The 25183-nt window shown below is 73.3% G+C and carries 22 protein-coding genes; 9 read left to right on the forward strand and 13 right to left on the reverse strand.

Annotated features, from left to right (window positions below; translation table 11 throughout):
- Positions 1-19: 19 nt before the first annotated feature.
- The gene (locus tag IEX42_RS15595) at positions 20-1444 is read left to right on the forward strand and encodes a sugar ABC transporter permease (RefSeq protein WP_188780602.1); all 1425 of its coding nucleotides are present in this window, start codon (positions 20-22) and stop codon (positions 1442-1444) included.
- A 306-nt stretch (positions 1445-1750) separates the two neighbouring features.
- Here the strand turns inward: IEX42_RS15595 and IEX42_RS18375 are convergent, their stop codons facing one another.
- The 7 genes from IEX42_RS18375 to IEX42_RS15625 form a co-directional block, all read right to left on the reverse strand.
- Positions 1751-1855, reverse strand: coding sequence for an MFS transporter small subunit (locus IEX42_RS18375; RefSeq protein WP_444543245.1), 105 nt, complete (start codon positions 1853-1855; stop codon positions 1751-1753).
- Positions 1852-3276, reverse strand: a complete 1425-nt coding sequence (locus tag IEX42_RS15600) for an OFA family MFS transporter (protein WP_188780603.1) — start codon at positions 3274-3276, stop codon at positions 1852-1854. Before IEX42_RS15600 ends, IEX42_RS18375 begins: the two co-directional genes overlap by 4 nt.
- A gap of 83 nt (positions 3277-3359) precedes the next feature.
- Entirely contained in the window at positions 3360-5987 is a 2628-nt protein-coding gene (locus IEX42_RS15605; RefSeq protein ID WP_188780604.1) for a bifunctional FO biosynthesis protein CofGH, read from the reverse strand.
- Between the two features lie 19 nt (positions 5988-6006).
- Entirely contained in the window at positions 6007-7038 is a 1032-nt protein-coding gene (locus tag IEX42_RS15610; RefSeq protein WP_188780605.1) for an LLM class F420-dependent oxidoreductase, read from the reverse strand.
- Positions 7039-7224: 186 nt separating this feature from the next.
- The gene (locus tag IEX42_RS15615; RefSeq protein WP_188780606.1) at positions 7225-8964 is read right to left on the reverse strand and encodes an ABC transporter ATP-binding protein; all 1740 of its coding nucleotides are present in this window, start codon (positions 8962-8964) and stop codon (positions 7225-7227) included.
- The gene (locus IEX42_RS15620) at positions 8961-10649 is read right to left on the reverse strand and encodes an ABC transporter transmembrane domain-containing protein (protein WP_229660910.1); all 1689 of its coding nucleotides are present in this window, start codon (positions 10647-10649) and stop codon (positions 8961-8963) included. Before IEX42_RS15620 ends, IEX42_RS15615 begins: the two co-directional genes overlap by 4 nt.
- A gap of 47 nt (positions 10650-10696) precedes the next feature.
- Entirely contained in the window at positions 10697-11239 is a 543-nt protein-coding gene (locus tag IEX42_RS15625; RefSeq protein ID WP_188780607.1) for a YbaK/EbsC family protein, read from the reverse strand.
- Between the two features lie 80 nt (positions 11240-11319).
- Here IEX42_RS15625 and IEX42_RS15630 point away from each other — a divergent pair, with 80 nt between their 5' ends.
- From IEX42_RS15630 to IEX42_RS15645, 4 genes are all read left to right on the forward strand, one after another.
- Positions 11320-12294, forward strand: coding sequence for a glycerophosphodiester phosphodiesterase family protein (locus IEX42_RS15630; RefSeq protein ID WP_188780608.1), 975 nt, complete (start codon positions 11320-11322; stop codon positions 12292-12294).
- 23 nt (positions 12295-12317) lie between these two features.
- Positions 12318-12905, forward strand: a complete 588-nt coding sequence (locus tag IEX42_RS15635) for a TetR/AcrR family transcriptional regulator (RefSeq protein ID WP_188780609.1) — start codon at positions 12318-12320, stop codon at positions 12903-12905.
- Complete coding sequence (locus tag IEX42_RS15640; protein ID WP_188780610.1) at positions 12902-13807, forward strand: pirin family protein; 906 nt, start codon at positions 12902-12904, stop codon at positions 13805-13807. The genes IEX42_RS15635 and IEX42_RS15640 overlap by 4 nt, the downstream gene beginning before the upstream one ends.
- Before the next feature lie 215 nt (positions 13808-14022).
- The gene (locus IEX42_RS15645) at positions 14023-14928 is read left to right on the forward strand and encodes an NAD-dependent epimerase/dehydratase family protein (protein ID WP_188780611.1); all 906 of its coding nucleotides are present in this window, start codon (positions 14023-14025) and stop codon (positions 14926-14928) included.
- A gap of 18 nt (positions 14929-14946) precedes the next feature.
- On the opposite strand, the gene IEX42_RS15650 is transcribed toward IEX42_RS15645, so the two are convergent.
- A complete protein-coding gene (locus IEX42_RS15650) occupies positions 14947-15333 on the reverse strand; it encodes a VOC family protein (protein ID WP_188780612.1) in 387 nt (128 codons plus the stop codon).
- 53 nt (positions 15334-15386) lie between these two features.
- Here IEX42_RS15650 and IEX42_RS15655 point away from each other — a divergent pair, with 53 nt between their 5' ends.
- From IEX42_RS15655 to IEX42_RS15665, 3 genes are read left to right on the forward strand one after another with little or no spacing between them, the layout of a single operon-like run.
- Positions 15387-16592, forward strand: a complete 1206-nt coding sequence (locus IEX42_RS15655) for a Tm-1-like ATP-binding domain-containing protein (RefSeq protein ID WP_188780613.1) — start codon at positions 15387-15389, stop codon at positions 16590-16592.
- Positions 16589-17428: a phosphoenolpyruvate hydrolase family protein gene (locus IEX42_RS15660; protein ID WP_188780614.1), complete on the forward strand. Its 840-nt coding sequence runs from the start codon at positions 16589-16591 to the stop codon at positions 17426-17428. Before IEX42_RS15655 ends, IEX42_RS15660 begins: the two co-directional genes overlap by 4 nt.
- 1 nt (position 17429) lies before the next feature.
- On the forward strand, positions 17430-17864 hold the full coding sequence (locus tag IEX42_RS15665; protein WP_188780615.1) for an SRPBCC family protein: 435 nt from the start codon (positions 17430-17432) through the stop codon (positions 17862-17864).
- A gap of 1 nt (position 17865) precedes the next feature.
- Here the strand turns inward: IEX42_RS15665 and IEX42_RS15670 are convergent, their stop codons facing one another.
- The 3 genes from IEX42_RS15670 to lon form a co-directional block, all read right to left on the reverse strand.
- Positions 17866-18579, reverse strand: a complete 714-nt coding sequence (locus IEX42_RS15670) for a sulfotransferase family protein (RefSeq protein ID WP_188780616.1) — start codon at positions 18577-18579, stop codon at positions 17866-17868.
- A 17-nt stretch (positions 18580-18596) separates the two neighbouring features.
- The gene (locus tag IEX42_RS15675; RefSeq protein ID WP_188780617.1) at positions 18597-19370 is read right to left on the reverse strand and encodes an MBL fold metallo-hydrolase; all 774 of its coding nucleotides are present in this window, start codon (positions 19368-19370) and stop codon (positions 18597-18599) included.
- A 160-nt stretch (positions 19371-19530) separates the two neighbouring features.
- Positions 19531-21933: an endopeptidase La gene (lon, locus tag IEX42_RS15680; protein WP_188780618.1), complete on the reverse strand. Its 2403-nt coding sequence runs from the start codon at positions 21931-21933 to the stop codon at positions 19531-19533.
- A gap of 120 nt (positions 21934-22053) precedes the next feature.
- Here lon and IEX42_RS15685 point away from each other — a divergent pair, with 120 nt between their 5' ends.
- Positions 22054-22794 (forward strand): MerR family transcriptional regulator, encoded by a 741-nt coding sequence (locus IEX42_RS15685; protein ID WP_188780619.1) that lies wholly within the window; start codon positions 22054-22056, stop codon positions 22792-22794.
- A gap of 121 nt (positions 22795-22915) precedes the next feature.
- Here IEX42_RS15685 and IEX42_RS15690 read toward each other — a convergent pair whose 3' ends face one another.
- Together IEX42_RS15690 and IEX42_RS15695 are read right to left on the reverse strand one after the other, a co-directional pair.
- Complete coding sequence (locus tag IEX42_RS15690; protein ID WP_229660911.1) at positions 22916-24481, reverse strand: spermidine synthase; 1566 nt, start codon at positions 24479-24481, stop codon at positions 22916-22918.
- On the reverse strand, positions 24478-25143 hold the full coding sequence (locus tag IEX42_RS15695; RefSeq protein ID WP_188780620.1) for a sortase domain-containing protein: 666 nt from the start codon (positions 25141-25143) through the stop codon (positions 24478-24480). The genes IEX42_RS15690 and IEX42_RS15695 overlap by 4 nt, the downstream gene beginning before the upstream one ends.
- Between the last annotated feature and the right edge of the window lie 40 nt (positions 25144-25183).

The following is a 25183-nucleotide window of genomic DNA, read 5'->3' on the forward strand; positions in this document are numbered from 1 at the left end:
GCCGTACACGAGGAGCCCCATGTCCACCAAGACCCCCGAGAGCCCCACCGGTGCCGCGAGCGCCGAGGAGCGGTCGGCCTTCGCCCTCGACGTCGAGGAGCGGTCCCTGCGCGACGCCGTGAGCGACTGGGTCGGCAAGGTCCGCACCGGTGACCCCGGCGCCCTGCCCTCCGTCCTGGGCCTGATCGCGCTCGGACTGATCTTCAGCCTGGTCAGCGACCGCTTCCTCTCCGCCTTCAACCTCGGGAACCTCCCCGGCCAGGGCGCGTACATCGCGGCCATCTCGCTCGGCCTGGTCTTCGTGCTGCTGCTCGGCGAGATCGACCTGTCCGCCGGTACGGCCGGTGGCGCCGCCGCCGCGATCACCGCCGTCGGCGTCAGCAACGGCAGCCTCAGCGACGGGCTCCCCGGGCTGATGTACTGGTCGCTGCTGGTCGGGCTGCTGGTCTGCCTGGCCCTGGCGGTGTGGCTGAAGGCCTACTCCGCGGCCGTGGTGATCGCCGTCGGCTTCGTGCTGGTGGTCGCCAACTTCACCCAGTACCTCATCCCCGGGCTGATCGCCGCGATCTGCATCGGCGTCGCCATCGGCGTCTTCAACGGCTACCTCGTGGCCAAGGTCGGCATCCCGAGCTTCGTGGTCACCCTGGCACTGTTCCTCGCCTGGCAGGGCGTCCTCCAGTTCGCGCTCAGCGGTCAGCCGGTCAACACCTCGCGGTACGCCCTCTGGCACGACCTGACGTACGGCAACCTCTCGCCGCTGTGGAGCTGGATCTTCGTGGTGGTCGTCGTCGGCGGCTTCATCGCCTACACGGTCAACAAGTCGCTGCGGGCCCGCCGGGCCGGCCTCTCGCGCGACGGCCTGCAGCTGGTGCTGCTGCGGGGCGCGATCATCGCGGTCGTCGCGGTCGTCCTCACCCTCTGGCTGAACCAGAACCGCAACACCAACCCGTACAAGGTGATCAGCGGCATCCCCGTCCCCGCCGCGATCCTCATCGTGCTGATGATCATCTGCACGATCGCCCTGACCAAGACCACCTGGGGCCGGCACCTGTACGCCACCGGCGGCAACGCCGAGGCGGCCCGTCGCGCCGGCATCGACGTCACCCACATGAAGGTGACCGCCTTCGCGCTGTGCTCCGGCTTCGGAGCGGTGGGCGGCATCCTGCTGGCCTCGTCGCAGTCGTCGGCCTCCCTCGACCTCGGGTCGGGCAACGTGCTGCTGTTCTCGGTCGCCGCGGCCGTGATCGGCGGAACGTCGCTCTTCGGTGGTCGCGGTCGCCCGCTCAACGCCATCCTCGGCGCCCTGGTCATCGCGATCATCCCCAACGGTCTCCTCCTGCGCCCCAGCCTCGGTGCCCAGTGGCAGCAGGTGATCACCGGCGTCGTGCTCCTCGTCGCCGCCGCCGTCGACGCCGTCTCGCGTCGACGCGCCACCCGCGGCTGAGCCGTCTCCCCCCGACTCCGCGCCGGGCAGGACCCACAGGTCGTGCCCGGCGCGGAACTCATGTGTGCGCTAGCGCGGTGTGGCACCGCTCGGCGGCCCGGTCGGTCCGGGGTCTGCGCTGCTGGGGGTCCCGTCGCTGGGTCGCCGTGTCGGCAGACTCCGGCACCGTGGCCGGTGCGACTGGCCGCCACGCCTCTTTCAGGCTCCTTGGACCCCCATCCGCTCCGCCCCCGTACCGCCCCCGTCGGCCTCGCCCGCGCCGCAGGGTGGTGGGGGTGGGGGCTGTCGCCGCCGACGCGGAACCGGTCAACCTGTGAAGAGCGTCGCCGCCTTGCGCACCGTCTCGACGACGCCGTACAGCAGCGGTACGCCGACCAGGGCCCAGCTCAGTGCGATGCGGGTGGTGCTCATGCGGAGACCTCCTGGGTACGACGCTCCGGCTCGTGGAAGCGCTCGGCGACGGGGCGGACGAGCAGGTTGGCGACGAAGCCGACCGCGAGCAGGACCACCATCGTGATCAGTGCGGGGTGGTACGCGTCGTACGTCAGCTGGCCCGGCTCGCCCTCGGCGTCCAGGAACCCGTTGACGATCAGCGGCCCGACGACACCCGCCAGCGACCAGGCGGTCAGCAGCCGGCCGTGGATGGCGCCGACCTGGAAGGTGCCGAACAGGTCGCGGAGGTACGCCGGGGCGGTCGCGAACCCGCCGCCGTAGAAGCTGATGATCAGGGCGGCGAGGATCACGAACAGGGCCGTGCTGGACTGACCGACGAAGGCGAGCAGCAGGTACAGCACGATGCCGCCGCCGAGGTAGAGCGCGTAGACCGGCTTGCGGCCGATCGCGTCCGAGGTCGAGGACCACACGAAGCGGCCGGCCATGTTGAAGATGGACAGCAGCCCGACGAAGCCGCCGGCCGCGGCGGCGGTCACGCTCGAGGCGGACCCGTCGCGGAAGAAGTCCTGGATCATCGGTGCGGCCTGCTCGAGGATGCCGATCCCGGCGGTGACGTTGCAGAACAGCACGATCCAGACCAGCCAGAACTGCGGGGTCCGGATCGCGTTCGCCGCGGAGACGCTGGCCGTGGTGACCAGCGACTTCCGCTGGACCTCCGTGGGGTCCCAGCCCTCCGGCCTCCAGTCGTCGGCGGGCACGCGCACCGTCCATGCCCCGAAGAGCATGAACGCGAGGTAGACGATCCCGAGGGTCACGAAGAGCCCGGCCACCGCGGACCCGCTGGCCACCGAGCCGGCGTCGGAGGCGTCGTACGAGGAGTCGTACAGGGCGAGCAGGCGGCTGCTGAGCGGGCTGGCGATCAGGGCACCGCCGCCGAAGCCCATGATCGCCATGCCGGTGGCCAGACCGGGACGGTCGGGGAACCACTTGATGAGCGTGGAGACCGGGCTGATGTAGCCGATCCCGAGCCCGATGCCGCCGATGACGCCGTACCCGAGGTAGACCAGCCACAGCTGGCCGACCGCGATGCCGAGCGCCCCGACGAGGAACCCGGCCGACCAGAACACCGCGGCGACGACCATCGCCGCGCGCGGGCCGTTGCGGTCGACCCAGGTGCCGAAGACCGCCGCCGAGACGCCGAGCACCACGATCGCGATCGAGAAGATCAGGCCGACCGCGGTGAGGCTGGAGTCGAAGTGGTCGACGAGAGCGTTCTTGTAGACGCTGGTGGCGTAGACCTGCCCGATGCACAGGTGCACCGCGAGTGCCGCGGGCGGGATCAGCCACCGGCTGAACCCCGGGGGCGCGACGATCGACTCCCGGCGCAGCGGCACGGGCAGCCAGGGGCTGGCGGAGGTCTCTGGCGAGGTCGCGGTCATGCGGCCGCCTTCCGGAGAGGGTGTGGTCGCGATCACACTAGTCGAGCCGTCGGTCACTCCTCGGCTCGGTCCGGCGGGGCGGCTCAGCCGTCGTAGAGCGTGGTCCGCTGGCGTACGGGCCGGTCGATGCCGGCGCCGATGTCCTCCAGCTCGGCCACGGTCTTGGCGGAGCCGTGGGCGGAGCCGGCCATCCGGGAGATGGTCTCCTCCATCAGCGTGCCGCCGAGGTCGTTGGCGCCGGCCTGCAGCATCGCGCGGGTGCCGTCGACGCCGAGCTTGACCCAGCTGGTCTGGATGCTGTCGATGTGGCCGTGCAGCATGATCCGGGCGACGGCGTGCACGGCGAGGTTGTCGCGCAGCGTCGGTCCCGGGCGGGCGACGCCGGCGAGGTAGATCGGCGCCGAGGTGTGCACGAAGGGGAGCGGCACGAACTCGGTGAACCCGCCGGTCTCGCGCTGGATGCCGCGCAGCACGTCGAGGTGGCCGACCCAGTGGCGCGGGTTGTCGACGTGGCCGTACATCATCGTGCTGGTCGTCGGGATCCCGACGCGGTGCGCGGTGGAGATGATCTCGATCCACGCGGCGGCGGGCAGCTTGCCCTTGGTGAGGACCCAGCGCACCTCGTCGTCGAGGATCTCCGCGGCGGTGCCGGGGACGCTGCCCAGGCCCGACTCGCGCGCCTTGATGAGGAAGTCCTCGTACGACAATCCCGTGCGGCTGGAGCCGTTGACGATCTCCATCGGCGAGAAGGCGTGCACGTGCATGTCGGGGACGCGGGCCTTCACGGCGGCGGCGAGGTCGAAGTACGCCGTGCCCGGCAGCTCCGGGTCGATCCCGCCCTGCATGCACACCTCGGTGGCGCCGAGGTCCCAGGCCTCTTGGGCGCGGTCGGCAACCTGCTCGAGCGAGAGGGAGAACGCGTCGGCGTCGGTACGCCGCTGGGCGAACGCGCAGAAGCGGCAGCCGACGTAGCAGACGTTGGTGAAGTTGATGTTCCGGTTGACGACGTACGTCACGTCGTCGCCGACCGCCTGCCGGCGCAGGTCGTCGGCCAGGCGCGTCACCGCCGCCAGCTCGTCGCCCTCGGCGGTGATGAGTGCGTGCGCGTGCTCGACGCTCAAGGAGCCGGGGTCGGCCTCGGCGGCGGCCATCGCGGCGGCGAACTCGGCTGAGGGCCGCGGTCGGGTGAGGGTGGTCTCGACGTCCTCGCTCGCAGAGCTCGCGTCGGGCTCGACCACCCGCTCTCCGGTGGTCGAGCCTGACCGAGCGCTAGCGAGGGAGGACGTCGAGACCCCGTGAGGTGCGCGCGCGCCGTCGCCGGCGGCCTCGGCAACGGCGGCCCAGTCGCCGTACACGCTGTCGAAGTCGGCGCGGCGGTCGGTCGTCCGCCCCTCGGTGTCGATGGAGTCGTTCAGGTCGGTGCGGCCCACTCCGTCGCCCACGGCCGCGAACCCGCCGTCCGGCTCCTGCCAGGGCAGGCCTTCGGGTCGTACGCCGTCGCGGGCCAGCCCGTCGGGGGCGGCCAGCGCGGCGACGTGCCCGGAGACCCGGGGGTCGATCCAGGGCTCACCGGTGCGGACGTACGCGGGGTGGGCGGTCAGCCGCGCACGCAGCTCGAACCCGGCGTCGGCGCTCAGCGTGCGCAGCCGGTCCAGTGAGGGCCACGGTCGCTCGGGGTTGACGTGGTCCGGGGTCAGCGGCGAGACGCCGCCCCAGTCGTCGACCCCGGCGGCGAGCAGCCGGCGGCACTCCTCGGCGTCCACGAGGTTCGGCGGTGCCTGGACCCGCATCCGCGGGCCGAGGACGACGCGGGCGGTCGCGATGGCCGCGACGTACTCCTCCAGCCCGAGGTCGTCGGCGTGGCGCATCGCGGTGTCGGGCTTGGCGCGGAAGTTCTGGACGATCACCTCCTGCACGTGGCCGTAGGCCCTCGCCACCCGCCGGATCGCGAAGATCGCCTCGGCGCGCTCCTCGAGCGACTCGCCGATGCCGACGAGCACACCGGTCGTGAACGGCACGCTCAGCCGGCCGGCGTCCTCGAGCACCCGCAGGCGGACGTCCGGGTCCTTGTCCGGCGACCCGAAGTGGGCCTGCCCCTTCTCCTCGAACAGCCGCCGCGAGGTGGTCTCCAGCATCATCCCCATCGACGGCGCGACGGGCTTGAGGCGGTTGATCTCCTCCCAGCTCATGACGCCGGGGTTGAGGTGCGGCAGCAGCCCGGTCTCCTCGAGCACCTGCACCGAGAGCGCACGGACGTACGCCAGCGTCGAGTCGTAGCCGTGCGCGTCCAGCCACTCCCGGGCCTCCGGCCAGCGGTCCTCGGGACGGTCGCCGAGGGTGAACAGCGCCTCGGTGCAGCCCAGCTCGGCACCCTGGCGGGCGACGTCGAGCACCTCGTCCGGGGAGAGGTACGGTGCCCGGCCCTCGCGCGCCGCGTGCCCCGGCGACTCCACGAACGTGCAGTAGTGGCAGCGGTCCCGGCACAGCCTCGTGACCGGGATGAACACCTTCGGGGAGTACGTCACGACCCCCGGTCGGCCCGCATCGACCAGGCCGGCGTCACGGACCCGCGCGGCGACAGTGCACAGCCGGTCCAGCTCGTCGCCGCGCGCGGCCAGCAGTGCGGTCGCCTCTGTCACGTCGAGCGCGGCACCGCGCTCGGCGCGGACGAGGGAGCGGCGTACCTGGGCGGGGGTGGGGGGCGCAGTCACGCGACCAGCCTAGGAGCGCTCAGGACACCCAGCCCTTGAGCGTCTCGACCAGTGCCGGCACGTCCTCGGCGACGGGGACGATCTGCAGGTGGGTCACCCCGGCCTCGTCGAAGGCGGCGATCCGCTCCTTGACGTACGACTCGGGCCCGACCAGGTTGCCCAGCTCGAGCAGCTCGGTCGGGACGGCTGCGGCGGCCTCGTCCTTCTTGCCGTCGAGGTAGAGGTCCTGGATCTCCTTGGCGGCGTCCTCGAAGCCGTAGGAGCAGGCGAGGTCGTTGTAGAAGTTCTTGCCGCGTGCGCCCATGCCGCCGACGTACAGCGCGACGGTCGGGCGGGCGAGGTCGAGCATGCCCTTGACGTCCTCACCGACGCAGACCATGCCGCCGGCGCTGATCTGGAGCGGACCGAGCGAGGGGTCGCGCTCGGCCTTGCCCTTGGCCAGCGCGTCGCCCCAGACCTTGTCGTGCAGCTCCGGGACGAACAGGAAGGGAAGCCAGCCGTCGGCGCTGCGGGCGGTGTGCTCGACGCTCTTCTCGCCGAGCGAGGCGATCCAGACCGGGACGTCGGCGCGCTCGGGCTTGGTGAGCATCTTCAGCGGCTTGCCGAGCCCGGTGCCCTGGTCCTCGGGGAGGGGGAGCGTGACGGTCTTGCCGTCGTACTCGAGGACCTCGCGGCGCAGCCCGGCGCGGATGACGTCGACGTACTCCGAGACGCGGGTCAGGGGCTTGGAGTACGGCACGCCGTGGAAGCCCTCGATCACCTGGGGGCCGGACGCGCCGAGGCCGAGGGCGGCGCGGCCCTGGGAGACGTTGTCCAGGCCGGCGGCGGTCTGCGCGATCGCGCTCGGGGTGCGGGAGAAGACGTTGAGGATGCCGGCGCCGATCTCGACCGTCTCGGTGCGCGCGGCGAGGTAGCCCATCAGCGTGGGGGAGTCGAAGCCGTACGCCTCGGGCACCCAGACCGTGTCCAGGCCCGCCTTCTCGAGCGCGGCGACCTCGTCGGCGGCCTCGCGGGGGTTGCCGGCGTACTGCAGCAGGGTGGACAGCTTCATCGGATGCTCCTGGGTCGGGCTGGCTGACGTACGACACTGACAGTATCGCTGTCACTGTCGCCTGCGTCCCCTACCCGTCGAGTGGTGCCTCCTACTTGCTCGAGTTGCGCCTTCTGCCGCAGCCGCCGGTACGACTCACCACTCGAGCCAGCAGAACCGACAACTCGACGGGCAGGTGCCGCGCACTCAGCGGGACCACGCGGCCCAGAGGGCGGCGTAGCGGCCGCCGGCGGTGAGGAGGTCGTCGTGGGGGCCCTGCTCGACCACGCGCCCCGCCTCCATGACCAGGACCCGGTCGGCGGCGCGGGCCTGGTCGAGGCGGTGCGCGACGACGAGGGCGGTACGCCCCGCGACCACGGCGTCGGTGGCGGCATCGAGGTCGCGGGCGCCGGCCGAGCCGGCCTCGGCCGTGGCCTCGTCGAGGACGACCAGCACGGGGTCCCGCAGCAGCACCCTGGCCAGTGCGAGCTGCTGGGCCTGCGCCGCGGTCAGCGGGTGGCCGTGCTCGCCGACCACGGTGTCCAGCCCGGTGGGCAGCGCGCCCACCCAGCGCCGCGCGCCGACCCGGTCCAGCGCCTCGAGCAGCGCGTCGTCAGGTGCGTCCGGGGCGGCGAGACCGAGGTTGTCGCGCACCGAGCCGGCGAAGACGTGCACCTCCTGCGTCACCAGCGCGACCCGGCGTCGTACGTCGGCCTCGGCCGCGGCGGTGAGCTCCCACGCGCCCAGGTGCACGCGGCCGGCAGTCGGGCTCACGGCCCCGGCCACGACCGCGCCCAGCGTGGACTTGCCGGCGCCGGTCGCCCCGACCACCGCCACGCGCTCGCCCGCCGCGAGGACCAGCGAGACGTCGGCCAGCACGTCGTGCCCCGGCTCGTACGCGTGCCGCAGCCCGGCGAGCGTGAGGTCCCCCTCGGCCGGGGCCTGGGCGGGTGCGGGTGCGACCGGCAGACCGGCCACGCCGGCGAGCCGGGCGAGCGCCGCGCCGCTGGACTGCACGGTGTCGAAGGTGTGCACCACCGCGCCGATCGGGTTGAAGAGCCGGTGGAAGAACAGCGCCGCCGCCGTCGCCTCGCCGACCGTGCCGCCGGCACGCACGGTCCAGAAGCCGGCCAGGAGCACCGCCGTCAGGCCGAGCAGCTCCGACCCGTTGAGCCGCGCGCCGAAGCGGGTCAGCAGCCGGTAGACCCCGACCGTGATCTCGACCGCGCCGCGTGAGCTGCGGTCGATCGCGGCCAGCGCGCGGTCCTCGCGACCGAAGGCGCGCAGCGTCGCCGCGCCCTGCATCCCGGTCACCAGGGCCTGCGCGCGCTCGCCCTCGGCGATCCGCTCACGCTGGTACCACGGCAGCGAGAGGGGGAGGTACCAGCGCACCGCCAGCACGTACGCCGGCGCGGAGGCGAGGCCGGCGACGCCGAGGCGCCAGTCCAGGCCGAACAGTCCGCCGACGGTGAACACGATCGTCACCAGTGCGGTGAGCAGGGCCGGGACCGCCTCGTCGAGCGACTCGGTGAGCGTGCGTACGTCGTCCCCGACGCGGGCGACGACGTCGCCCACGCCCGCGGCCTCGACGCGCTGGCTGGGCAGGTGCAGCGCGCGGTCGAGCACGTCCTCGCGCAGGGTGGCGAGGGCCGGCGCCACGGCCCGGGTCAGGGCGGCGATCGCGACCGCGGTCAGGGCCCCCCAGACCACGGCGGACACCGCGATGCCCAGCGCCGCGCGCACCACGGTGCCGGTCGAGGCGTCCTCGCCGAAGGCGGCGTCGACCACCTGCCCGATCAGCCAGACCGGGACGACACCCGCGGCGCCCGCGCCGACGAAGGCGAGCAGCGTCAGCCACACCGCACCCGGCCGCCGGCGCACCAGCGTCCAGGCGAGCCGCGCCGTGTCGCGGCCGGTGGCGGTGGGCAGCAGCTCGCGGGCGCTCATCGCAGCACCACCTCGACGTACGCCGACTCGCCGAGCAGGTCGGCGTGCGAGCCCTCGGCGACCACCCGTCCCTCGCGCACGAGCAGCACCCGGTCGGCGGCTGCGAGGAGCGCCGGGCTGGTGGTGAGAACGATCGTGGTGCGGCCGGCCCGAACGCGTCGTACGCCGTCGGCGACGTTCTGCTCTGTCACCGCGTCGACCGCGCTCGTGGGGTCCTGCAGCACCAGCACCGGCGGGTCGGCGGCCAGCGCGCGCGCCAGGGCGAGGCGCTGCCGCTGGCCGCCGGACAGGCTGGTACCGGCCGCGCGGACGGCGCGCTCGAGCCCGTCGGGGTGCAGGGAGACGACCTCGTCGGCGGCGGAGGCGGCGAGCACCTCCTCGAGCCGCTCGGCACTCAGCTCCGAGCCCGGGTCGACGGCCGAGCGCAGCGTGCCCTCGAACACGGTCGCGTGGTGCGGCGCGACGAGCAGGTGCGCGCGACGGTGGCGGGCGTCCACCTCCGCGAGGGGTACGTCGCCCAGCGTCGCCGCCCCCTGCTCGGTAGGGCGCAGCGCGCTCAGCACCGCACCCAGCGCCTCCGCGCTGTCGGGGTCCTCGACCGCCACGGCGACCAGCTCGCCGTCACCCGGCGCCAGGTCGAGACCGGCCAGCGGGTCGGCGACGACGCCGTCGAGACGCAGGTCGCCGACCGGTGTCGCGTCCCCGCTCGGCAGCAGCGGTGGGGCGGCCAAGAGGTCCGCGATCCGTTGGGCGGACGCCCGGGAGCGGGCGAACTGGGCGCTCAGCGACCCGAGCGCGGTCAGCGGCTCGGCGAGGAACTGGGTGATCCCGACCAGCGCGACAAGCTCGCCGACGCTGATGTCGCCGTCGAGGGCCCGCAGCCCGGCGAGCAGCGTCACCGCGGCGAGCAGCAGCCCGCTCAGCGCGAGGGTGAGCCCGTCGAGCGCGCCCCACGAGCGCGCCAGGCGGATCGTGGCGTCCCGGGCGTCCGCGCTGGCGCCCGCGTACCGCCGCGCCGCGACGTCCTCTCCGCCGATCCCCTTCAGCGCGCGCAGGCCGGACAGCAGGTCCCCGGCCAGGCCGGAGGCGGCGGCGGTGCGCTCCTGCTGGGTGTGCGTACGCCGGGCGACCACCGGGCTGACCAGCTGCACGATCGCCACCACCGCCGGCACGCCGAGCAGCACGAGCAGCCCGACCCGGACGTCGACGAGGAGGACGTACGTCGCCGCGACCACGAGCCCTGCCGTGGCGGCGACCGCGAACCCGAGCTGGCGGAACACCATCGGCACCAGCGTCGCGTCGGAGGTCGCCAAGGACAGGGTCTCGCCCGAGAGCAGGGGAGTGCGTACGCCCCGCGGGTCGAGCAGGTGCGCGGCGAGCTCGGTACGCAGCAGGTGGCCCTCCTCCTCGATGCCGCGCACGACGAACCTCGACCCGAAGCGGTAGCCGTTGGAGAGCACCGCGAAGACCGCGATCAGCGCGGCGAGACCCAGGACGAGGCCGCCGACCGACCCGGTGGCCACACCGCGGTCGATGACCAGACCGATGGCGGCGGGGACGAGGGTCTCGCAGACCTGCCAGGCGGCCAGGAGCGGGAAGCCGTACGCCAGCACCCGACGGTGTCGACACACGGCGCGGCGCAGGATGCCGAGCCCGGTGGTCGGGGTCGCGACGGCTCCTGACACGACGACAGGTTAGCCGACCCTAAGTTCTGGTCCGGTAGGGGCCGCGCTCAGCCGGCGAGGCCCTCGACCACCTCGGCCTCGGGGAGCTCGGCCAGCAGTGCGCCGGGGACCAGCAGCTTCGAGCGGCGCAGGCCCGAGCCGATCAGCGCCACCGGGATCTCGGCGACCCGCGAGTCGATCAGCAGCCGCCACTCCGGCGGCAGGCCGACGGGCGTGATGCCGCCGTACTCCATCGTCGTCTCCCCGGTCGCGCGGTCCATCGGGTGGAAGGAGCACTTGCGGACGTCGAGGAGCCCCTTGACGGTGCGGTTGACGTCGGCGCGGGTGTCGGCGCGGACCACGCACGCGGCGACCCGCTCCTCGCCGGCGCGCCTGCCGCTGACGATCACGCAGTTCGCGCTGGCCAGCGGGTCCAGTCCGTAGGCGTCGTTGAGGGCCTCGGTGTCGGCGAGGTCGGGGTCGATCTCGACCACGGCGACCTGGTCGGCGTACGGCCAGTCGGCGAGCACGGTCGCGACCGGCGCGGCCAGCAGCTCGGGCCGCTCCAGGGCGGGGAAGGAGGGCAGGTCGCCGATCGTGGGGAGGCTCATGGATCCAGATTGTGCCGTCGTTCGTGCCGCTGTCACCTGGCGGCCACTGCGTGGCCATGCCCGCGGGTCACGCTCTGCGCGTGACAGAGCCGTCGATGACCCGGACCGGGCCCCTCGTCATCGGCCACCGCGGTGCCAGTGGCCACCGCCCCGAGCACACCGCGGCGGCGTACCGCCTCGCCCTCCGCCTCGGCGCCGACTCGGTCGAGCTGGACCTGCTGCCCACCCGGGACGGCGTGCTGGTGTGCCGCCACGACCTCGAACTCTCGCGCACGACGGACGTCGCCCGGCGTCCCGAGCTCGCCCACCTGCGCCGGACGCTGGAGGTCGACGGGGAGGAGCTCACCGGCTGGTTCGTCCACGACCTCACGTGGGCACAGCTGAGCACCCTGCGGTGCACGGAGCGGTGGCCGCGCAAGCGACCGTTCTCCGCCTCGTACGACGGCCGCTACCCGGTGCTGCCCTTCGCCAAGCTGTGCGACCTGGTCGACCGCGAGTCCGAGCGGGCGGGCCGCCGGCTCGGGGTCCACGCCGAGCTCAAGCACCCCGACTTCCTCGAGTCGAGCGGCTTCTGCGTGCCCGAGCTGCTCGACGCGCTGCCCGCCGAGCAGCGTGAGCGGCCACGGCTGAGCTGGATGAGCTTCGACGACACCGTGCTCCGGCGGATGGCGGCGCGCGGGACGCGGCGCCCGCTGGTGCAGCTGTACGCCAAGACGCCCAAGGGTCGGCACCTCGGCGACGCGGCGACGTACGCCCAGGCCGTCGGGGTACGACGCAAGGCCGTCCTGCCCCGCGAGAACGGCCGCGTCGGCCGGTCCTCCGACCTGGTCGCGAAGGCGGCGCGGCGTGGCCTCGACGTCCTGGTCTGGACCCACCGCGCGGAGAACACCCATCTCCCGCGCAGCCTGCGCGTCGGCACCTCGGAGTTCGGTCACGGGCTCGCCGCCGAGGAGGCGAGGCTGCTCTTCGAGGCCGGGGTCAGCGGCCTCATCAGCGACGTGCCGGACGTCGCCGCCCTCGGCCGGAGCAAGGTCGCGGGCACCCGTGCAGGGTAGCGCTCCTGGGTAGGCTCGGCGGCGTGACCGTCCGGCCCGCCACCCGCCTCAGCGCGGAGGACTGGGCCGTCGCGGGGCTGCACCTGCTGGAGGCCGAGGGGGTCGAGGCGCTGCAGATCAACCGGCTGTGCAGCGAGCTCGGTGTGACCCGGGGGAGCTTCTACTGGCACTTCGCCGACGTCGCCGAGCTCCGCTCGGCCGTGGCCGAGCGCTGGCGCGCCGAGACCCGCGCGGTCCTCGAGGAGCTCGGCCGTGTCGGCACGCTGCCGCCGGGCGAGCGGCTGGAGCTGATGACGCTGCGGCTGGTCGACGACTCCTGGTGGAGCGCCGAGCGGGCCGTCCGCGGGTGGGCCGCGACTGAAGACTCGGTCCGCACGGTCGTGGAGGAGTCCGACCGCTTCGCGCTGGACCTGCTGACCCGGACCCTGCAGGACGTCGGCCACGAGCCGCACGAGGCACGGGTCCGCGCCGGCCTGCTCGTGTACGCCGGGATCGGCTTCGCGCACGGCCGCAACGGCCTGCCCCGCCCGACCGAGCGCGAGGTGCGCACGATGATGCGGGTCCTGGCCGGGCCCCCCGACCCGGAGCCGGACGTGGGGAAGGACGCATGAGCGAGCTGATCGAGCCGCGCGAGGTCCCGCTGGGCGGGCTCCGGGCGATGACGGTACGTCGTACCCTCCCGGCGCGAGGGCGCACCACCGTCGGCGCGTGGTGCTTCCTGGACCACTACGGGCCCGACGAGGTCGCCGAGACCGGCGGCATGGTCGTGGCGCCGCATCCCCACACGGGGCTGCAGACCGTGAGCTGGCTCTTCGAGGGGGAGATCGAGCACCGCGACTCCGCGGGCCACCGGGCGATGGTGCGGCCCGGCGAGGTCAACCTGATGACCGCCGGCCGCGGGATCAGCCACTCCGAGATCTCCCCGGACTCGACGCGCGTGCTGCACGGCGCGCAGCTGTGGGTGGTGCTGCCGGACGGGTCGCGCGCGGTCGACCCCGGCTTCGAGCACTACGCACCCGAGCCCGTCTCCGGCGACGGCTGGCGGGCGTGGGTGTTCCTCGGGGCGCTGCTGGGCTCGACGTCGCCGGTGACGACGTACACGCCGCTCACCGGCGCCGAGGTCACGCTCGAGGCGGGCACGACGCTGGAGGTCGCCCTCGACGCCGCGCACGAGCACGGGGTCCTGGTCGACGCCGGGACGCTGAGCGTCGACGGGTCACCGGTGCCGCCGTCCACGCTGGCGTACGTCGCCCCCGGCGCCACGTCGCTCGTGCTCACGGCAGGGACCGACGCGCGCGTGCTGGTCATCGGGGGCGAGCCGTTCGACGAGCAGATCGTCATGTGGTGGAACTTCGTGGGCCGCAGCCACGAGGAGGTCGTCGAGTACCGCGCCCAGTGGCAGGCGCTCCTCGCCGGCGAGGAGCAGGACCGCTTCACCCTGCCCGACGACGACCGGCACCCGACCATCCCGGCGCCCGAGCTGCCGCGCGGGGTGCGTCTGCGGTCGCGCTGACCGGTGGTCTCGTCGTCCTCCCCTTCGACAGGCTCAGGACACCGCCTCGCTGCGCTCAGTTCGGGCTCGACCACCTCGCCTGCGGTCGCGGTAGCCGGTCTCGACAGGCGCGACCACCGGTGGTCGAGCAGCGCCAGCGACGAGCGCGTCGAGACCCGGCGACGCAGGCACCTCCCGGACCGCATGACTCGGTCCGGCCTGGGCACGGGACGCGCATGCGCGTACTCCTCACCGGTGGCACCGGCAAGGCCGGTCACCACGTCGTCCCGTACCTCCTCGAGCAGGGCCACACCGTCACCAACCTCGACCGGCGCCCGCTCGGCCTGGCCGGTGTGCAGGACCTGACGGCCGACCTGACCGACCTGGGGCAGGTCGTCTCGGCGATGCGGATGCCGGCCTCCCCGGACGACCTCGACCTGCCCGGCGACGAGCCGATCCCGCCGTACGACGCCGTCGTGCACCTCGCGGCCATCCCGCGGCCCTGGCTGAGCACCGACGCCGAGACGTACGCCAACAACGTGCTCTCGACCTACCACGTGCTCGAGGCGGCCGAGGCCGTCGGCATCGGCAAGGTGGTCTTCGCCTCGTCCGAGACGACGTACGGGATCTGCTTCGGCCGCGGCGACCGCAGGCCCGAGTACGTCCCCGTCGACGAGGAGCACCCGGTGGTGCCGGAGGACGCCTACGCGATGGCGAAGGTGGCCAACGAGGTGACGGCCCGCTCGTTCCAGCGGCGCACCGGGGCCGACGTCTACGGCCTGCGGATCAACAACGTCATCGAGCCGCACGAGTACGCCGAGCTGTTCCCCGGCTTCCTCACCGACCCCGCGCAGCGGCGCCGGAACCTGTTCGCCTACATCGACGTCCGCGACCTCGCCCAGGCGATCGACCGCTGCCTGACCACCGACGGGCTGGGCTTCGAGGTCTTCAACATCGCCAACGCCGACCACTCGGTCGCGGCGACGACCGACGAGCTGGTCCGGGACTTCTACGACGGTGTCGAGGTGCGCCGCGAGATGGGGGAGCGGGAGACGTTCTTCTGCATCGACAAGGCGCGCGAGCAGCTCGGCTACACGCCCCAGCACTCCTGGCGCGACGTCCTCGCCGACCCGCGCGGCTGAGGGTCGGCGTGCCGGCGACTACCGCACGTAGGCGCTGAGCTCGACGAGGTTGGCGTCGGGGTCGCGGACGTACACGCTGCGGATCGGGCCCATCGCGCCCGTACGGTCGACGGTGCCGCCTTCCTCGACCGGCACGCCCGCGGCCTCGAGCTCGTCCAGCACGGTGTCGAGGTCGTCGTCGACGACCAGGCAGACGTCCGCGCTGCCGGGGGTGGGCCGAGCCGCCTTCGGGTCGATCTCGTGTCCGGCCACGTGCAGGTTGATCTTGCTCGCGCCGAAGGTGAGCGCCGTACGCCCCTCGCCGAAGGTGACCACCCCCATCCCGAGCACCCCCGAGTAGAACGCGAGCGTCGCGTCGAGGTCGGCGACGGTGAGGACGAGGTGGTCGAGCCGGTTGATCCGCACCCCTCGATCCTGCCCCTGCCGCGGTGTCGGCGGCTGTGACTACAGTCACCGGCGTGGGGTACGCGTACGTCGTCGGCACCGTCGACACCAAGGGTCGCGAGCTGACGTACGTCGCCGACCTGGTCCGCGCCGCGGGGGTCGAGGTGCGCACCGTCGACCTCACCACGGTCGAGGGGTGGGACTCCCCGGCGGACGTGACACCCGCCGACGTCGCGGGGACGGCGGAGGTCTTCACCGGCGAGCGCGGCAGCGCGGTGGCGGCGATGGCCGAGGCGTTCACCCGTCACGTCCTCGCGCTGCCCGCCGGCGAGCTGGTCGGGATCCTCGGCGCCGGCGGCTCCGGTGCGACCGCCCTGGTCACGCCGGCGATGCAGGCGCTGCCGGTCGGGCTGCCGAAGCTGATGGTGAGCACGATGGCGTCGGGCGACGTCGCGGCGTACGTCGGTGCCAGCGACATCGCGATGCTGCACTCGGTCACCGACGTCGGCGGGCTGAACCGGATCTCGCGCGTCGTGCTCGGCAACGCCGCGCACGCGCTGGCCGGGATGGTCGCGTCGCCCGTGCCCGAGGCCGAGCACCGCCCGGCGGTCGCGCTGTCGATGTTCGGCGTCACCACGCCGTGCGTCACCGCGCTGGTCGACCGGCTCGAGGCCGACCACGACTGCCTGGTCTTCCACGCCACCGGCGCCGGTGGGCGGGCCATGGAGAAGCTGGTGGACGACCGGCTCGTGGCGGCGGTCCTCGACGTCACCACGACCGAGATCGCGGACGAGGAGGTCGGCGGCATCCTCACCGCCGGGCCCGACCGGATCGGGTCGGTGGCGCGCACGGAGACGCCGTACGTCGGCTCCTGCGGCGCGCTGGACATGGTCAACTTCGGCGCCCGAGAGAGCGTCCCCGAGCGGTTCGAGAACCGCTTGCTGCACGTCCACAACGCGCAGGTCACCCTGATGCGGACCACCGCGGAGGAGTGCGCGCACCTCGGCGCGGTGATCGCCGAGAAGCTCAACGCCTGCGACGGCCCGGTGCGCTTCCTGCTCCCCACCGGCGGGCTGTCGCTGATCGACGTCCCCGGTCAGCCGTTCCACGACCCCGAGGCCGACGAGGCGCTGTTCGCCGCGATCGAGGCGGGCGTACGCCAGACCGCCGACCGGGTCGTGCGCCGCGTCCCCGCCGCCGTGAACGACGACGAGTTCGTCGAGGCCGTGCTCGCCGCGCTGGCCGAGGTCGCCCCGACCCTCCAGGAGGACCCGCAGTGACCCGACTGACGCGAGCAGATCTCGTCGCCCGCTACCAGGAGATGGCCGCCCGTGGCGAGCCGATCGTCGGCGGCGGTGCCGGCACCGGCCTCTCGGCCAAGTGCGAGGAGGCCGGCGGGATCGACCTGATCGTCATCTACAACTCCGGGCGCTACCGAATGGCGGGTCGCGGGTCGCTGGCCGGGCTGCTGGCCTACGGCAACGCCAACGAGATCGTCCTCGACATGGCGAAGGAGGTCATCCCGGTCGTCGAGCACACGCCGGTGCTCGCGGGAGTCAACGGCACCGACCCGTTCATGATCCGCGACGACCTGTTCCGCCGGCTGCGCGAGCTGGGCTTCGCCGGCATCCAGAACTTCCCCACCGTCGGGCTGATCGACGGCGTCTTCCGGGCCAACCTCGAGGAGACCGGGATGGGCTTCGCGCTCGAGGTCGACCTCGTCGCGGCAGCGCGGGAGGCCGAGCTGCTGACCACGCCGTACGTCTTCAGCGCCGACGACGCCGTCGCGATGACCCGCGCCGGCGCCGACATCATCGTGTGCCACATGGGGCTGACCACCGGCGGCGCGATCGGCGCCGGCACCGCGAAGAGCCTCGACGAGTGCGTCGACCTCGTCGAGGAGTGGTCGGCAGCTGCTCTGGCCGAGCGCGACGACGTGCTGGTGCTCGTCCACGGCGGACCGGTGTCCTCGCCGGAGGACGCGACGTACGTCTTGTCCCGCACGACCCGCTGCCACGGTTTCTACGGCGCGAGCTCGATGGAGCGGCTGCCCACGGAGCAGGCGCTGACCGCGCAGACCAAGGCGTTCAAGCAGATCCGAAGAGAGGGAGCATGAGATGGCCAAGGCCTACTACAGCGCGGTGATCGCCGCGCCCGTCGACGAGGTGTGGGCGCTGGTCCGCGGGTTCAACGAGCTGCCCGAGTGGCACCCGGCGATCGCCGGCAGCGAGATCGTCGAGGGCACCGACGGCCAGCTCGGCGCCGTGCGACGGCTCGCGCTCGAGGGCGGCGGGAGCGTCAGCGAGAAGCTGCTGGCGATCGACGACGTCGCACGCTCGACGACCTACTGCTTCACCGACCCGGGCCCCTTCCCGGCGCGCTCGTACGTCTCGACCTACCGGCTCGCACCGGTGAGCGCGACCGGCGGCACCTTCATGGAGTGGTACGCCGACTTCGACGCCGAGGCCGCGGACGAGGAGAAGCTGGCGAAGACCTTCGGCGGCGGCGTCTTCAAGGGCGGGATCGACGCGCTGGTCGAGCGGTTCGGCTGACCTACTCGGCTCCGGGCCGCGGCGGCTTCCCGCCGCCGTCCTGGGAGCGCGCGGTGAAGTCCTCGCGGGAGTTGTCGTGCGGGAACTCCCGCTCCGGCACCGCCGCGTCGAGCGCGGCGCACAACGGCTCCCACCCGTCGCCGGGCTGCCACTCGACCAGTCGCTCGGCGGGGACGGCGGCGCGGACGTCGGCCAGCCACGCGTCGTACGCGGCCACGCCCAGGGCGGGGTCGTCCATCGCCTCGGCCGAGCCGAGGATCTGCTCCGCCAGGCTGCCGAACACCTCGACGAGCGCCTCCCGGTCCGCGGGGTCGGCCTCCTGCAGCCACGGCGGGCCCTCGCCGTCCCGCGGGGCCGCGCCGGAGGCGGCGTACCCGTGCATGGACCGCATGTGCGGGAGCACCGTCGCCTCCATCGAGGACCACCAGGTCGCGGCGTCCTTGCGCCGCGTCAGCAGGATCTTCGCGTCGGGGAACACCTCGCTGATCTCGCGCCAGTGGACGCACAGCGGGGTGTCGACGCCGGCGGCGTACCCGGCCAGGAAGCCGCGCCAGTCGACGCTCTCGCCGCGCGACGCCGCACGCCAGGTCACGGCGTCGTGCGGGCGGTGGAACATCTCGGTCATGTGGTAGCACCCCTCACCGGTGAGGTCGCGCAGCGCGTGGCTCAGCGACATCGTGCCGGTGCGGGGGAGTGCGGCGCCGATCAAGCGCATGGTGGGGTCCTCTCGTCTCACAGGTGGGACTGGGCGGTACGAGCGGCCTGCTCCGCGGCCTCGGCGGCGGGGCCGTGCCACGGCGCGCCGTGGCCGGGGAGGAGCGTGCCGGCCCCGGAGTCGCCGATGAGGTCCAGCGAGGCGAGCATCCCTGCGCGGTCGGCGTGGAAGAACCCGGGCAGCACCTGCGGCCCGGTGTCACGGGACAGCGCGTGCCCGGTCACCAGGGCGTCGCCGGTGATCAGGGCACCGGCGTCAGGGAGGTGCCAGCAGGTGTGGCCGCTGGTGTGCCCGGGCGTGGTCAGCGGGACGGGTCGGCCGGGCAGGTCGAGGGGTACGCCGTCGGGCGCGCCGCCGGCCGCGGGCAGCCGGGGGTGTGCCGTGGCACCGTGCCGGCTGACGTGGACCACCCACGGCAGCATCCCGTGCCGGTGCAGCCGTGGCAGCAGGTCGCGCGGCCCGGTGTTCTCGGTGACCTCGCCGTGCAGGTGCGCGACCTCGGCCTCCCCGGTGAGGACGGGGACGTCCCGGCCGCCGACGAGCTCCGCGACCCCGCCGACGTGGTCGACGTGCCCGTGGGTGACGAGCACGGCGGCGAGGTCCGCGAGCCGCAGGCCGAGGGCCTCCGCGCTGCCGCGGACGGCGGCGGCGTACCCGGGGTAGCCGGCGTCGACCAGCGTCCACGCCGCACCTCGACGCGGGGCGCCGTCGGTGAGGATCGTCCAGCCCGCCGCCTGCCCCTCGACGTGGTGCACGCCGGACGTGACGGGAGTGGTGACGGTGCTGATCATGGGTGCATCGCTGGTCACCGTACGCCGGGCGCCGACGGTGCGGTTGACCACGGTATGCAGACGAACCCGCACTGCCGGTGGGTGATGACCCATGGGCAGTGCGGGTTCGTCGTGGTGTCTGCGGGTCGCCCTGCATGCCGTGGGCAACCCGCAGACCGGCTCAGGCCGCCGCGGCAGCGCCGTCGTCCCGTACGCCGCTCTCGTCCTCGGCCGGCTCCAGGGCCCCGGCGACGACGTCCCGGACGTCGGAGACCAGGTGGACGGTGAGCGCGTCGAGCACCTCGGCGGGTACGTCGTCCAGGTCCGGCTCGTTGCGGGCCGGGACGAACACCTCGGTGATCCCGGCGCGCTGGGCGGCGAGCAGCTTCTGCTTCAGCCCGCCGATCGGCATCACCTTGCCGGTCAGCGAGACCTCTCCGGTCATCGCCACGTCGCCGCGCACCGGACGGCCGGTGGCCAGGGAGGCCAGCGAGGTGACCATCGTGATGCCCGCGGACGGCCCGTCCTTGGGGATTGCGCCGGCGGGCACGTGGACGTGCACCGGGTGGTCGAGGACCGACACGTCGATCCCGAGCTCGGCGGCGTGCGAGCGGACGAACGTCAGCGCGATCTGCGCGGACTCCTTCATCACCTCGCCCAGCTGACCGGTCAGCGACAGCGCAGGGGAGCCCTCGGGCAGCGCGCCGGCCTCGACGTAGAGCACGTCGCCACCGAGTCCGGTCACCGCCAGGCCCGTCGTCACGCCGGGGACGGACGTCCGCTCGTGCGCGTCCGGGGTGAACCGGGCGCGGCCGACGAGGTCGCGCAGACCGTCGGCGTCGACCCGCACCGGAGCCGTGGCGCCCTCGGCCAGCCGGGTGGCCGCGCGGCGGAAGGCCTTGGCCAGCAGCCGCTCGAGCTGTCGTACCCCGGCCTCGCGGGTGTGGTTCGCGGCGAGCTCGCGCAGCGCGTCGTCGGTGACCTCGACCTCGTCGGAGGTCAGCGCGGCGCGCTCGAGCTGGCGCGGCACGAGGTAGTCGCGGGCGATCGCGACCTTGTCGTCCTCGGTGTAGCCGTCGAGCGTGATCAGCTCCATCCGGTCCAGCAGCGGGCCGGGGATCTGCTCGACCACGTTGGCCGTGGCGATGAACAGCACGTCGGACAGGTCGAGGTCGAGCTCGAGGTAGTGGTCGCGGAAGGTGTGGTTCTGCGCCGGGTCGAGCACCTCCAGCAGGGCCGAGGCCACGTCACCGCGCTGGTCCGCGCCGACCTTGTCGACCTCGTCGAGGAGGACGACCGGGTTCATCGAGCCGGCCTCCTTGACCGCACGGACGATCCGGCCGGGCAGGGCCCCGACGTACGTGCGCCGGTGCCCGCGGATCTCGGCCTCGTCTCGCACGCCGCCCAGGGCGACCCGGACGAAGTCGCGGCCCAGGGCGCGGGCGACCGACTCGCCGAGCGAGGTCTTGCCGACACCGGGGGGCCCGGCGAGCAGCAGGACGGCGCCCGAGCCGCGGCCGCCGACCAGCTCCAGCCCGCGCTCGGCGCGGCGGGCGCGCACGGCGAGGTGCTCGACGATCCGGTCCTTCACGTCCTCGAGGCCGTGGTGGTCGGCGTCGAGGACGGCGCGCGCGGCAGCGATGTCGGTGGTGTCGACGGTCCGCTTCGTCCACGGCAGCTCCAGCACGGTGTCCAGCCAGGTGCGGATCCACGAGGTCTCGGGGTTCTGGTCGCTGGAGCGCTCGAGCTTGTCGACCTCGCGCTCGAGCGCCTCGGCGACCGGCGCGGGGAACCCGTCGGTGGCGACGAGGGCCTCGACCCGGGCGCGGTAGTCGTCGGACCCGTCGGGCTGTCCCTCGCCGAGCTCCTTGCGGATCGCGGCGAGCTGCTGGCGCAGGAGGTACTCGCGCTGCGTCTTCTCCATGCCCTCGCGCACCTCGGCGCCGATCCGGTCGGAGACCTCGGCCTCGGCGTGGTGCTCGCGGGTCCACTCAACCAGGCGCTCCAGGCGGGCCTCCAGGTCGGGGGTCTCGAGCAGCTCGCGCTTGCGCTCGGCGGAGAGGTACGCCGCCCAGCCGGCGGTGTCCGCGATCGCGTCGGGGTCGGTCAGCGCGCTGAACTGGTCGACCACCTGCCAGGCCTCGCGGCGCTGCAGGTCAGCGATCACCAGCGAGCGGTAGTCCTTGACCAGCTCGCGCACCCGCTCGGTCACCTCGGGCTCGGGCGCCTGGGTCGTCTCGACCCACAGCGCCGCGCCGGGACCGGGGACGCCGGAGCCGATGCGGGCGCGTCGGACGGCACGGAGCACCGCGGCGGGGCGCGAGGAGCTGAACCGGCCGACCTGCTCGACGCGTGCGACGACGCCGTACGTCGCGTAGCGGTCGTCGAGGCGCGGGGCCACGAGGAGCTCGTCGTCGGTCGTGGTGCGCGCCGCGTCGACGGCGGCACGGGCCGCTCCCTCGTCAAGGTCGAGCTCGACCGGCACGACCATGCCGGGGAGGATCACGACGTCGGGGAGGAAGAGGACGGGAAGGTCGCGGGTCGTGGGCTGCCCGGGCTCGGGGGCGGACGTGGGGTCGGACATGGTGCGCCTCGGTTCGTCTCGTGCTTGAGTGGTGAGGACTCAACCCTGACCCCGGGGGGGCGCTTCCGCGGTTCACCGTGGGCGAACGCGGCGTCGCACTGTGCCAGTATTGCTGTCACGATGCCCTCCTCGCAGACCGCCGCCACCGATGACTCCGAGACCTCCGGCCTGCTCACCGTCGACGAGCTGGCCGTGGCCACCGGGACGACGGTGCGCAACACGCGCTACTACGCCGGGCTCGGGCTGCTCCCGCCGCCGCAGCGCCGCGGGCGGATGGCGTACTACACCGGGGTGCACAAGGCGAGGCTGGAGCTGATCCGCGCCCTGCAGGAGCACGGGTTCACCCTCGCCGCGATCGAGCGCTACTTCTCCCGGCTCCCCGAGGACGCCAGCGCCGAGGCGCTCGCCGCGCAGCGCGTGATGCTCACGTCGTGGAAGCCGAGCCCGACGGAGGTGCTCACCCGCTCCCAGCTCGAGCGCCGCGTCGGCGACACGCTGAGCGACGACGAGGTCGAGCTGATGGTGCGGCTGCAGACGCTGCGGGTCCTCGAGCCCGGTCGGTACGAGGTGCTCACCGACGTCGAGGCGCCGTACCGGCTGATCCGCCTCGGCCTGCCCGTGGACTCGCTGCTCGAGGCGAACACCGCCATCGCCCGGCACATGGAGGGCCTGGCCGACGAGCTGACGGAGGTGCTCCGCAGCAAGGTGGTCGCGCCGTTCCGGCAGCGCGAGCACACCGAGGAGGACACCGCGCGCTTCGAGGAGATGATGACCGAGCTCCGCGAGCTCACCATGACCGCCGTCGTGAGCGGCTACCAGCGCGCCGCCGACGAGGTCATCCGCCGCTCGCTGACGCGCTAGCCCGCGAGGCGTCGCGTGTTCGCGACGTCTCGGGGTGGGCGGTGCGCGAGGCGTCGCGTGTTCGGGACGTCTCGGGGTGGGCGGTGCGCGAGGCGTCGCGTGTTCGGGACGTCTCGCGGGGTCAGCGGCCCTCGCCGGTCTCGGCGACCTTGGCCAGGGACAGGTCGACCAGCCACTCCACCGGGGCCTTGTCGTCGGTGTAGACGTCGCCGCCGGTCAGGGCGGGCTCGATCCGCGACGCACTGCCGTCGAGGACCTGCTCCACCTCTGCCGGCAGCGTCGGGGCCTTGGCGCGCAGCGCGTCGGCCGGCTCGGTGTCGTCGGTGGTGCCGACCAGCAGGGTGTTGGTGCGCTGGGCCGGGTCCCGGTAGACACGGTCGTCACCGAAGGCGGTGCGCATCGTCGCGGCGAGCACCTTCTCCAGCTTCGTCGACCCGGCCGGCTGCCCCACGTTCACCACGACGACGCCACCGGGTGCGAGCCGGTCGCGGACGAGGGCGAAGAACTCCTTCGTGGTCAGGTAGAACGGGATGTACGGCTGCCGGTAGGCGTCGATCACGATCGCGTCCTGCTTGGTCGTCGTGCGCTCGAGCCAGGGCCGCGCGTCGTCGGCGTACGTCTGCAGGTCCGGCGCCTGCAGGTCGAAGTACTTCCGTCCGGCCTGCGTGACCGCCTTGTCGATCTCGACCGCGTCGATGTGCGTGGTGGGCGAGTAGTGACCGAGCGCGCGCGCGGTCGTCCCCGCCGCGGAGCCGAGGATCGCCACCGAGCGCAGGTCGGAGCGGCCGGCCCACATCAGTGCGAGCTGCTGGTCCCAGTAGCCGGTGGTGAGGTAGCTCCCGGGCCGGTAGAGCGAGTGCACCGCCTGGCCCTCGTTGAGCTCCAGCGTCCGCTCGCCGTCGGCGGCCTGCAAGACGCGGCCGTACTGGTAGCGCGTCTCCTTCTCCCAGATCACCGTCGATCCCGCGGTGCCGGACTTGAGGATCCCGGTCGGCAGCGCGATCAGGACGAGGATCAGGGCAGGGACGATCAGCGCCGGCAGCCGGTGTCTGCGCAGGCCGGCGATGGCGGCGAGGGCCAGCAGCAGCGCGAAGACCAGGAACGTGCGCCGGGTGCCGACGAACGGGATCAGCACCAGCGCCGCGGCGAAGGTGCCGACCAGCGAGCCGAACGTGGAGATCGCGTAGAGCCGCCCGGCCACCCGGCCGGAGTCCTCGACGCGGTCCACCGCCAGCCGGACGGCGTACGGGGACACCGCGCCGACCAGCAGCAGCGGCACGGCGATCAGCACCATCACCCCGAGCAGCGAGCCCGCGAACGTCCCGACGGACAGCGAGTCGAAGGCATCGACCGAGGCCCGCAGGAACGGGTTGGCCACGAACGGCACCGCTGCGATCAGCACCGACGCGACCAGGATGATCCGCGACAGCCCGGCCATGCTCGGGTCCCGGTCGGCCAGGCGACCACCGATCGAGTAGCCCACCGACAGCGCGACCAGCACCACGGCGATCGTGTTGGCCCACACGATCGTCGAGGCGCCGAACCACGGCTCGAGCAGGCGGGTCGCGGCGATCTCCGCGCCGAGCGAGACCGAGCCGGTGACGAAGACGACGACACCCAGCGGCAGGGAGTACGACCGCGCCGGCTGGTCGGTGCCGCCCTCGGTACGGTCCAGCTGCGCCGTCACCGGTCGACCTTCCTGGTCTTCACGAGGTCGCCCACGACGACCGACCGGTCGTCGGTGTGGAACAGCTCGGAGCAGGTGAGCAGCGTGATCAGGTGCTGGGTCGGGGCGGCGCCCTTCGCGCTCGGCGAGGGCACCGGCCACAGCGGCCAGGCGGTGGTGAAGTCGACGATGGTGTCCGTCCCTGAGTTGCGGAGCCGATAGGTGTAGGTCGCCGTGCGCGTCTCGACCTCGACGAGGTCGCCCTTGCGCAGGTCCGGGAACTTGCTGAAGGGCTCGCCGTGCGTGACCCGGTGCCCGGCGAGGACGTAGTTGCCGAGGCCGCCGGCCTTCGCGCCGTCGGTGTAGCGCGCGACGCCCTTGGCGAGGTTGTCGTCGGTGAAGCCCTGGACGATGGGCACGGAGTACGACGCACCGAACCGCGGCACGTGCAGCAGCGCCCTGCTCGGTCCCTCCTCGCCCCGTTCCCAGGCCCGCTCGGTCCTCTCGCGGATCTGACCGGCCTCGTGGCGGGAGACGACGTTGGTGCCGAACATCTGCCAGCCGACGTAGCCGAGCAGGCCGAGCCCCACGACGATCAGCAGCACGCCGCACCAGAAGACCACGCCTCGCGGGCGCTTCTCGCGCTCGCCCGGGTCGCGGTCGAGGGTCGACACGTCGCTCACGTCGCGGCCCCTTCCGTAGGCCGGCACCACCTCGCGGGAG

This window comes from Marmoricola endophyticus, assembly GCF_014644415.1.
GTDB lineage: Bacteria > Actinomycetota > Actinomycetes > Propionibacteriales > Nocardioidaceae > Marmoricola > Marmoricola endophyticus.